The sequence below is a fragment of the Pseudonocardia sp. genome, from assembly GCF_025965585.1.
In the GTDB taxonomy this organism is placed as follows: domain Bacteria; phylum Actinomycetota; class Actinomycetes; order Mycobacteriales; family Pseudonocardiaceae; genus Pseudonocardia.
The window spans coordinates 1-10,006 of record NZ_JAOPWR010000416.1 but is presented as its reverse complement, the minus strand read 5'-3'; the positions used below and the strand labels follow the sequence as shown (position 1 = coordinate 10,006).

At 71.4% G+C, this 10,006-nt stretch carries 6 protein-coding genes; 5 read left to right on the top strand and 1 reads right to left on the bottom strand.

What is annotated here, in order from left to right; genetic code table 11:
- Nucleotides 1–2,364, bottom strand: a 2,364-nt coding sequence (locus JWR81_RS25695) for a lantibiotic dehydratase (RefSeq protein ID WP_297658430.1), incomplete at its 3' end; no start/stop codon positions are given.
- 234 nt (nt 2,365–2,598) lie between these two features.
- Between JWR81_RS25695 and JWR81_RS25690 the strand changes: the two genes are divergently transcribed.
- The 5 genes from JWR81_RS25690 to JWR81_RS25670 form a co-directional block, all read left to right on the top strand.
- Nucleotides 2,599–4,605 (top strand): radical SAM protein, encoded by a 2,007-nt coding sequence (locus JWR81_RS25690; RefSeq protein WP_297658427.1) that lies wholly within the window; start codon nt 2,599–2,601, stop codon nt 4,603–4,605.
- Nucleotides 4,602–5,885 carry a YcaO-like family protein gene (locus JWR81_RS25685; protein ID WP_367278855.1) on the top strand — a complete coding sequence of 428 codons (1,284 nt, stop codon included), beginning with the start codon at nt 4,602–4,604 and terminating at the stop codon, nt 5,883–5,885. The genes JWR81_RS25690 and JWR81_RS25685 overlap by 4 nt, the downstream gene beginning before the upstream one ends.
- The gene (locus JWR81_RS25680) at nt 5,882–7,228 is read left to right on the top strand and encodes a TfuA-like protein (RefSeq protein ID WP_297658425.1); all 1,347 of its coding nucleotides are present in this window, start codon (nt 5,882–5,884) and stop codon (nt 7,226–7,228) included. Before JWR81_RS25685 ends, JWR81_RS25680 begins: the two co-directional genes overlap by 4 nt.
- The gene (locus JWR81_RS25675) at nt 7,225–8,805 is read left to right on the top strand and encodes an MBL fold metallo-hydrolase (RefSeq protein WP_297658424.1); all 1,581 of its coding nucleotides are present in this window, start codon (nt 7,225–7,227) and stop codon (nt 8,803–8,805) included. Before JWR81_RS25680 ends, JWR81_RS25675 begins: the two co-directional genes overlap by 4 nt.
- A gap of 853 nt (nt 8,806–9,658) precedes the next feature.
- Nucleotides 9,659–10,006 (top strand): transposase (locus tag JWR81_RS25670; RefSeq protein WP_297658422.1); only part of this gene is annotated, 348 nt, incomplete at its 3' end.

The following is a 10,006-nucleotide window of genomic DNA, read 5'->3' as shown; positions in this document are numbered from 1 at the left end:
CGACCGGAGCCGACCGAAGAACGCGTCGACGGCCAGCGGGCTGCTCGTCGGCACAGCCGACGGGGTGGCCTGCGGATCCTCCGTCCGCAGCTGCACCAGCTCGGGAACAGCCAGATTGCGCACGGCGTCCCGCCAGGCGAGGTAGCGGTCGGGCCCCACCGCCGCCGTGATCGACGAGACGGTCGCCACGGACAGCGACCAGCGGCGGGCGGCGACGGTGATCCCGTCCGGCGACCGCACCTCGGGGTGGTGCCCCCACGCGGCCCGTTCCGCGGGGAGCGCGGGCAGCCCGAACGACAGCCACTCCCAGCCATGGCTCATGGCGGCCGTCCAGAGCAGCTCCCCCAACGGGTCGTGGGCGCCCATCGCCGCGGCCGAGCTGTAGATCGGCAGCCGGCGGTTCTCGGGCTCATCGCTGTCGCTCAGCCAGATGCGGCCGTCAGGCGCGGCCGTGAACCGCCAACGGGCGGCCGCGGCCGACCCGAGATCGAGCCGGTGCCGGGTCAGCTCGGGACGGACCGCGACGGCGGGCTCGTCGCAGTCCCGCCCGACGAGCTCGACCGCCTCGCCCAACGCGGCCCGCAACCCGTCACCCACCGCGGACAGTCCTCGGTGCCGGGCCTGGAACAACCCGGGCTGGGGGCGTCCCCACAGGAACGCGAGCCCGCCGCGGCCGTCCGGGGCCAGCAACGCCGCGCCGCGTCCGCACGTCGGCGGCACCCCGCCGGGAAGATCCGCGGTGAACACCGGCTCGCGCCAGTGCGCTGCGAGCCTGTCCTCCCAGGTGTCGCAGTCGGCCTGCGTCCCCAACGCCGCGAAGGGCCGGGATCCGAACCGGTGGTCGAGGATGCCGGGGCGGGTGTCCGAGGAATCCGGCGTGATCGGCCGGCGCCCGGGATACCGGCGGGACGCCCGCAGTGCGTCCCAGCGGCGCATGGCCTCACCCGGGCTGAGCGGCGGGTGCCCGGCGAGCGCGGCCGAGAGCTCGGCGACCGACTCCCGCCGGTAGCGCTCTGCACCTCCGTCGGCCCCGTGCACGGAGAGACCCGCGGACACCGCCGCGACCGCTCTGGCGTCATGGGCGCCGGTCCAGTCCCGTCCGAGCTCCGCACCCAGTCGGAGATCGACGGTGACGATGCCTGTCGCGGGCGCATCGACGCCCGCATGGGCGCAGAGCCGCACGGCGACGTCGTCACATGCACGAACCTGAGCCCGCACCCGTTCCGGCGGCCAGCCGGCGGTGAGACCCGTGGCCAGTCCTGCGCACGCCACCTTCAGCAGCGCGATACAGCGCGTCCACTCGGCGCCGTCGTCCGCCGGGAGCAGACCGGTGACCGCGTCCAGGGCCACCCACACGTCCGACGCCGCACCGGGCAGGCCGACCGCAGGGCGCAGCACACCTCGGGCGATCAGGCTGCGCAGAACGTCCGGCAGGCGGTCGCGAACGGACGGGCTGCCACCGGCCACTTCGGAGATCAACCGACCGGGATGCAGTTCCAGCCCGCCGTCGAACGCGGTGAGGATCACGTCGAGCAGCGGATTGGTGATCAGTCGTGACCAGACCGGGCCGGCCGGACCGACGCCGAGCCACCACCAGCCACCCTCGTCGCGGTGCACGGAAGGATCACGACGCAGCGGACCCCGCAGAGGCTGTCGCGCGGCCAGCGCCTCGACGACCGCGCGGAACGGGGCCAGCCGGACTCCGATCCCGTACTCCGCGGGACCGGCCCCGGACCGCGGCGGGCCCAGCGGCGCCACGCCGGCCCAGAGACCCTGCGGCGTCGGCCGTGTGCAGGCGCGCGCGAGCAGCCGCCATAGCGTGTCGTCGAGCCTCCGGCGCTGCTTGGAGCCGGTGGGTTCGGTGCTGCCGGTCCCGGTCCGCTCCACCTCGTCGTAGACCTGCGGGTGGCCGACGGCCAGTGCCCGCCGGAACGCCGGCGAGGCGGTCGTCGCGCGCAGGAGCTCGCGCTGGCGGCGCTCCTCCGCAGCCCAGGACAACCGGAACCGTGCGGTCATCCCCGCCACGTGGTCCCGATCGGCTGCATCGCGGAGGAGGCTGGAGATGAGTCCGTCGCGGCCGGACAGCGCCGCGATCGCCGTTCCCGGCTCCACGGGTTCCGCACCGGCGTACAACGCACGTCGCAGGGCCAGCACGTGACGGCGTTCGATCGGGGCCAGCTCGGGGACGACGCGGAAGAGCGCGGAGGACAGCTCGTGCCGCCGGTCGAGGATCACGTGCCGCCGGACCAGGATGCGGTCGGCGTCCCCGGCGAGATCCGCGGCTCGGAAGCCGTCGAGGGTGTCCAGCGGCCAGGCCGCGACGCGCAGCACGGGCGGCCCGAGGAGCTCGACCTGGTGGTTCACGTGCCTCCGCGGGCGGGCTGGCTGTCCATTGTGACCGCACTGTGACGCGCCGAGGGTAGCCCAGAACAGGAATCCGATTTGTTCGAATCCCGCGGATTATCTGGCATGCTTGCCGCCCGAGTCCCTGGAGGCAGCATGCATGCAGCCCTGCTCTTCCCGCCGGGTGCGGATCCCCGCAGCCCTCATCTGTCCCTCGCCTCCCTGACCGCTCACCTCCGTGGACACGGCGTCGAGGTGACACAGCGCGACCTGGACGTCGAGGCGGTGCACGAACTGCTGCAGCCGGCGGAGCTCGAGCAGGCCGTCAAACGTGCCGATACGCGGCGGTCGAAGCCGACCTCTCCCGCCGAGCGACTCCGCCTCGACGAGGTGCTGCTGTGCGCGGAACGGACCGTGGCGCTGGCACCGGGCGCACTCGACGTTCTGCGCGACCCGAAGGCGTTCTACGACCCGATGCAGCTCGTGGAGGCCCGGGAGGCCGTGTCCCATGGGCTGCGGCTGCTCTCGGCCGGTGCCGGGGTGGTGTGGGACATCGCCCCCGTGAGCTACGGGATCGAGGGCGTCGACTCCGCCCAGCTGACCGACCTCGACCGCGCCACGGCCGACGCCGGTCTCAACGTGTTCGAGCAGCTGTGGTCGAGCGGCGTGCTCGCCGACCTCGCGCGCGACCGGCCCGACGTCGTCGGCGTGTCGATCCTGAACCACCAGCAGATCCTGCCCGGACTGACCCTCGCCCGCCGGTGCAAGGCGGCCGGACACCGCGTCGTGCTCGGCGGGACGGTCTATGCGAAGTTCGCCGACGCGATCATGGCGCGGCCGCGGTTCCTCGAGCTGTTCTGCGACGTGCTGGTGCCCTACGAGGGAGAGACGGCGCTGCTGGCCGTGCTCGAGCGCGTCGCGGCCGGCCGCGAACTGTCCGGCGCGCCGAACACGATCGCCCTGAACGCCTCCGGGTCACCGGTGGCCGGGCCCGTCCGCGCCGAGGACGTCGCCGCCCTGCCGACGCCCGACTTCACCGGGCTCCCCCTACACCTGTATCTCACGCCGGTCCCGGTGCTGCCGATCCTGACCGGCAAGGGCTGCTACTTCAACAAGTGCCGGTTCTGCGACATCCCGTTCATCAACGAGGTCGCCCCCCTGCCGTACCGCACGAGACCGCCGGCGACCGTCGCGGACGACATCGCCACGCTGGCCGAGCGACACGGCGCACGGCACTTCGAGATCACCGACGAGGCGCTCCCACCCCGGTTCCTGCTGCGGTTGGGCGACGAGCTCGCGCGGCGCGATCTCGACGTGTCGCTGGTCGGGTACGCCCGGCTGGAGCGCGGGTTCGACGCCGACACGTGCACCCGGCTGGCCGCGATGGGCGTGCGGAAACTGTTCTTCGGCCTGGAGTCCGGTTCCCAACGCACGCTGGACCACATGGCCAAGGGCATCAGGGTCGCCGAGGCCTCCCGGGTACTACGCGCGGTCCACGACGCGGGAATCGCGGTGCACCTGTTCTCGATGGTGGGCTTCCCGGAGGAGACCGAGGCCGACGCCCGGGAGACGCTGAACTTCCTGCTCGACCATGCGGACGTTCTCGCCGAGCCCCAGCACAGCTTCGACGTGCACGGCTTCAGCCTGGACCTGCGCACCGAGTACTTCGACGACGCCGAGCGGTTCGGGATCGAGATCGATCATGCCGAGTTGGCGAGGACCGACTTCCCGGTCTCCGTCGCCGCCTGGTGGCCGTCGAGGGGGCTGCCCCCTGACCGCGCCGACGAGCTGCGCGCCGAGTTCCAGGCCACCCTGCGATCGCGCTTCCCCGTGCACCGCCAGTTCCCCGCACACCTGTGGCCCAGCTTCGAGGAGTACTCGATCCTGTACGCCGACCACTACGCGCAGCGGCCGTTCAGCTGGCGGCTGTGCCTGCCGTCGCCGGGTGATCCGCTGGCGTTCGTCCTGCGGTGGCCGCGGAGCGTGGCCTTCCATCCCGTGGACGGCGGCTACGTCGCCCAGTCGTTCACCGGCTCCGTCCCGCTGCCCGCTGCGATGCTGCAACTGCTCTCACGTCCTGGCCCGGCCGCCTCAGTCGACGACATGCTGGATGCGGTAGCCGCTCGGATCGCCCCGGCCGGCACCGCGGAGGCCGGCGCTGCGGCGCTCGTGGCCGGGCTCCGGCGGCTGATCGATCAGCTGCTCGCAGCCGGGGTGCTCTGGCTGGTGCCCGCCGACACCGGCGTCGAGGTCGCCACGTGAGCACCCCGTCCGACGACCTGCGCGCGCTCCTCGCTCCTGGGAGCCCACCCGTGCCCAAGCGCTTCAGGGGAGGGACACACCGCAGCATCTCGCCCGAGGCCACCGTCGAACGCATGAGACCGATGTTCGGGATGATGGGCATCACCAGGATGGCCGACATCACCGGACTGGACCGGATCGGCATCCCGGTCGTGGTCGTCAACCGGCCGAACTCCCGCTCGTTGGCGGTGTCGCAGGGCAAGGGCATCGACCTCGCCGCGGCGAGGGCCTCGGCCGTGATGGAGTCCATCGAGTCCTGGCACGCCGAGCGGATCCCGACCCCCGTCCGGCTGGCGACGTTCGAGGAGCTGCGCTGGGCACACTCCGTGGTCGACGTCGACGGACTCCCCTTCCAGACCGGATCGACCTTCCACCCCCACCTCGACCTGCTCTGGAGCGAAGGTTGGGATCTCCTGGGGCAACGCCCGACATGGGTACCGTACGAGCTGGTGCACACCCGCTACACGCTGCCGCTGCCCACGGGCTCGGGCTGCTTCCTCGCGTCGTCCAACGGGTTGGCGTCGGGCAACCACCTGCTCGAGGCGGTATGCCATGCCGTCTGTGAGGTGATCGAGCGGGACGCCACCACCATGTGGCACCTGCTGGAGCCCGAGGCGGCTGCCGCGACCCGGATCGACCCGACCACCGTCACCGACCCCGACGCGCGGGAGATCCTCGACAGGTACGAGGCGGCCGACGTCGACGTGGCGGTCTGGGAGACCACCAGCGAGATCGGTGTCCCGGCGTTCTTCTGCATCATCACCGAACGCGAGGACCACCCCTTCCACGTGCTGCACTCGGCGGGCGGAATGGGCTGCCATCCCGCCCGGCGCGTCGCGCTGCTCCGAGCGCTGACCGAAGCCGCGCAGAGCAGGCTGACGATCATCGCGGGGTCCCGCGACGACGTCACCCGCGAGGACTACGACCGCGTGCGCAGCCCGGACGTCATCGCTCGCGACCGGGCGTTGCTGGCCGGCTCGCCCAACCGGCCGTTCGAGGAGGGAGCCGACTTCGACGGCGAGACTCTCGACGACGACCTCGTGTGGCTGCTCGACCGGCTCAAAGGGGCGGGCATCACCGAGGTGGTGGCGCTGAACCTGACCTGGCCGTCGCTGCGCATCCCGGTGGTCCGGGTGATCATCCCCGGACTGGAGGGGGCCAGCATGCTCGACGGCTGGGTGCCAGGAGCGCGGGCGACCGCGGCCCGTGACCGGGTCACGTCCCGGGACTCCGACCGATGAGCCATCGCGGGGAAGGCATCTGCGTGTTCGTCGGCCCCTCGCTGTCCGCAACGGCGGTGTCCGAGGTCCTGCCCGCGGCCACCGTGCTCGGACCGGCGGCACAGGGTGACGTCTACCGGGCCGCCCGGATGCGACCGACCGCCCTTGCGATCGTCGACGGTTACTTCGAGCGGGTCCCGGCCGTCTGGCACAAGGAGATCCTCTGGGCTCTGCACGAGGGCATCCCCGTCTACGGCTCCTCCAGCATGGGAGCGTTGCGGGCGGCCGAACTGGCGGCCTTCGGCATGGTCGGCGTCGGGTGGGTCTTCGAGCGGTTCGTCTCGGGTGAGCTGACCGACGACGACGAGGTGGCCGTCGCACACGGGAACGCCGACGACGGATACCGGGTGATCTCCGAGGCCATGGTGAACATCCGGCGGACGCTGGACCACGCCGTCACGTCAGGGGTGCTCGACGCCGGCGACGCCGCTGGGCTGGTCCGTCTGGCCAAGGCCCGTTTCTACCCCGACCGATCGTGGCCCCAGCTGCTGTCCGACGCAGAGGAGTCCGGGATGACCCGCTCTGCGGCCGAGCTACGGACCTGGCTGCCGAGCGGCCGGATCGACCAGAAGCGGCTCGACGCGCTGGATCTGCTCGACCTCCTCCGCACGGCGGCGCCGGCTCAGGTCGAGGTCCCCTGGTCCTTCGAGCACACCATCTGGTGGGACATGCTGGTCCGCAGCGCCGGCGTCGTCGACGGGTCCGGCTCGCACGGGGTCGTCCTCGATCTCGTGATCGACGAGCTCCGACTCGACGACGGCGCGTTCGGGCAGGCCTACCGCGGGGCGATGCTCCGCGCGCTCGCCGTCGCCGAGGCCGGCCGGGAGAATCTGCACCCGGGCCAGGCGGCTGTTCGCGACGAGGCCAACGCGTTGTGCCACCGGCTCGGGTTGACCGACCAGCCCGCCTTCGAGGCATGGCTGGTCGGAAACCGCCTCGATCTCGCACAGTTCACCGAGATCACCGCGACCGAGACCGCGCTCGCGCTCGTGATGACCCGCCGGGGCCCTGAAGCGATGGCGCAGCTGCCCGACCACCTCCGCGTCACCGGCCAGTTCGGTCACCTGCTGGCCAAGGCCGAACACAAGCAGAAGGTCCTGGCCGCCGTCGGCCAGGACAACCCGGCGGCCTCGGCGACGGGAACCGATGCTGCGACCCTGTACGAGAACTGGTTCCGCGCCCACGGCTCGGCAGTCCCGGCGGACGTCGACGCGTGGGCCCGCGCCGCCGGGTACCGGGACGAGGACGCCTTCCGCCGGGTGCTCGCCCGGGACGCCGTGTACCGGATGCTGGAGCGGACATGACCACGTTCTGGCTGCGTGGGAACGTCAGCGTCAACGTCGCATACGACGACAGGACCCCCTTCGGCAGCCCGACCACGTCCAGGCCGGAGCACTCCGTCCGCCGGCTCTACGCACCGCTCATCGCGTACGCCGAGACCCACGGACTCGGTGCGCTCAGCGCCGCGGCACCCCGGCTGCTGGCCGACGTGGTGGACAGCGACGCGTTCCGGGAGATCGCGGAGGTCGGCTCCGACGGATCGTGGTCGCTGCGCGAGCACGTCAGGTTCCCCGACCCCCGGTTGTCCCGGCCCCGGCAGCTCACCTTCGCCTGCGAGGACCGGGTCGACGGCGAGGGATTCGTCCGGCTTCGCCTGCCCGACGGTCACTGGCCGCTGGCCCATGCCGTGATCGCGGACCTGAGCAACGGCGGCCTGGCCGAGCACTCGCTCACCTCACTGCATCCGGACATGCAGAAACTCGTCACCGGCCTGGCGGAGCAGGACCTGCTGGGTCTCGAACCGCCCGGCCGCCCCGACCCCGACCTCGATGCCTCGGATCTCACGTTCTGCGGCCACAACACCGTTGTCGTGCGCGGGGACGAGGCACAGGTACTGGTCGACCCCTGGATGCCCGCCCGGCTGGCCCGGTATCCCGACGACTACCAGCCGATGCAGCTCGCGGACCTCGGGCGGATCGACGCCGTGCTGCTCACCCACAGCCATCCCGACCACCTGGATCCGGCGTCGTTGCTCCGCCTCCCGACCGACACCCCGGTGATCGTCCCGGTGGTCGAGCGGGAGACGTTGTTGGCCAGTGACATGGCGGCCCGGCTGGGCGAGCTGGGCTTCACCACGGTCATCGCATTGCCGTGGGGGGCGTCGTGGCAGGTGGGCGATGTGACCGTCACCGCGTTGCCATTCGTCGGAGAACAGCCGACCGACACCCTTCAACTGCACCCCGAGATCCGCAACGCGGGGAACACCTACCTCGTCCGCACCTCGCGGTGCTCGGCCGTCTTCCTGGCCGACTCCGGCAAGGACGACCGCGGCGACGTCCGGGACGTCGCACTGAGAGCGCGTCTCGAGCTGGGGCCCGCCGACGTCGTCTTCTCGGGCTACCGAGGCTGGTCGACCTATCCATTCCAGCTGTTGTTCTCCTCGGTCGCCCGGTTCCTGCTGTTCATCCCACCAGCCCTCTGGGGATGCCGGATGGAGCTGATGACGGGGCTGACGGGCGCGCTCGACGTCGCCGAGCGATGGGGCGCATCGGTCCTCGTCCCCTATGCCGACGGCGGTGCGCCCTGGCACTGGAGGGTCGGTCTCGGACCGCGGCTCGACGAGGACGCGCAGGAAACCCGCGGGTTCGATCCGTTCCCCGAACGGCTCGTCGAAGTGGCTCACGAACGGAGCAGCCTGCCGGACGGAAGCTCGACGTCGTCCGGCGTCGCCGTTCGCCTGCTTCGCCCGGGCGACTCGTTGACCTCGGTAAGGGCACATCCGCGAACGCTGCGACTCCCAGGTCACCGATGGCCGTGGCGCGATCGAGTTCCAGAAGGCTCTGTACCCGAGATCAACGACACGGGGCAGTCGTGGTCATAGCGGGAGGGGCCGTACCTGAACGCGCGCCCGGCCGGCCACGACGTGGAGCCGGGTGTCGACGCTCTCGGCCAGGGCGCGGTCGACGGCGAAGGTCGACGACCATCTCGGCGATCGTCCCGATCGCGGTGGGTGCACTGGTCGTTGCCGAGGCGCGCTGGCGTTCGGCACTCCCGTGGCCGGGTTCGCCCGCGGCGCCCTGCCCGAACTGCTCGACCACACCTGCGGCGGCCTCGTGGCACCCGACGACCGCGGTCGAACTCGTGTGGACGGCCTCGCCGCGGCGATCCGCCCGATCCAACCTTGGCAATGTCCCGGAAATGAAAATCCCATCATTCGGTCAGGTCAGTGCTCGGTTTGAGGATCTACCAGCACGGGAACATTTTCTCAGCACGCACCTCACCGTGAATGGAGACCTTGCACGCGACAGATCGACTCGACCCGATAATGGCAGGCACGCATCTGATCGATGAACTGGCAGGTCAGCGGTGGCGAGGGTCGAGTTCCCTCGCGAAGAAAATTGAGGCAGCCTTGAGAATAATGGGCAGCGATCGGGGCCGGGACGCCTGCTTTCAGGAGGAGGCCCTCGAGCCTGGAGAACGAGACCGGCGCCCGCCCCGACCACCCTCCGAGCGACCTGTCGATCTTCCCGCTCGTTGGTCGTGGCGTGAGCTGTCCGCCGCGGTCACCTCTTCCCCGATCGGGCGCACCAGCGCTGATCAAGACCGAGGGCCGCGGCGGTCTGCTGGGGTCACGGACCGCCAGTGGGATGCCGGGCCGACGAGCCCTTCCATTAGAGCGCCGGCGTGCCCTGCCACAGCTCACAGTCCACCCTCCCCGACGAAGGCGAGCAGCGATGACAGTGTTCTGCGGGATCGACTGGGCCGACGACCACCACGACATCGCGCTGGTCGACGACAGCGGCCGCGTCCTGCACCAACAGCGGATCGGCGACGACGTGGACGGCTGGAACCAGCTCCTCGAGGCGCTCGCCGCCCACGGTGACAGCGCCGACGCGCCGATCCCTGTCGCGATCGAGACCAGCCGTGGCCTGCTGGTGTCGTGCCTGCGCGCCACCGGGCGCGTGGTCTATGCGATCAATCCGCTGGCCGTGGCCCGCTACCGCGACCGTCACAGCGTGGCGCGCCGCAAGTCCGACGCAGGCGACGCGCTGGTGCTGGCCAACATCCTGCGCACCGACCTG

Coding starts and splice junctions, on each gene's coding strand:
- JWR81_RS25675 (WP_297658424.1), top strand. CDS start 7,225: ATGACCACGTTCTGGCTGCGTGGGAACGTCAGCGTCAACGTCGCATAC.
- JWR81_RS25680 (WP_297658425.1), top strand. CDS start 5,882: ATGAGCCATCGCGGGGAAGGCATCTGCGTGTTCGTCGGCCCCTCGCTG.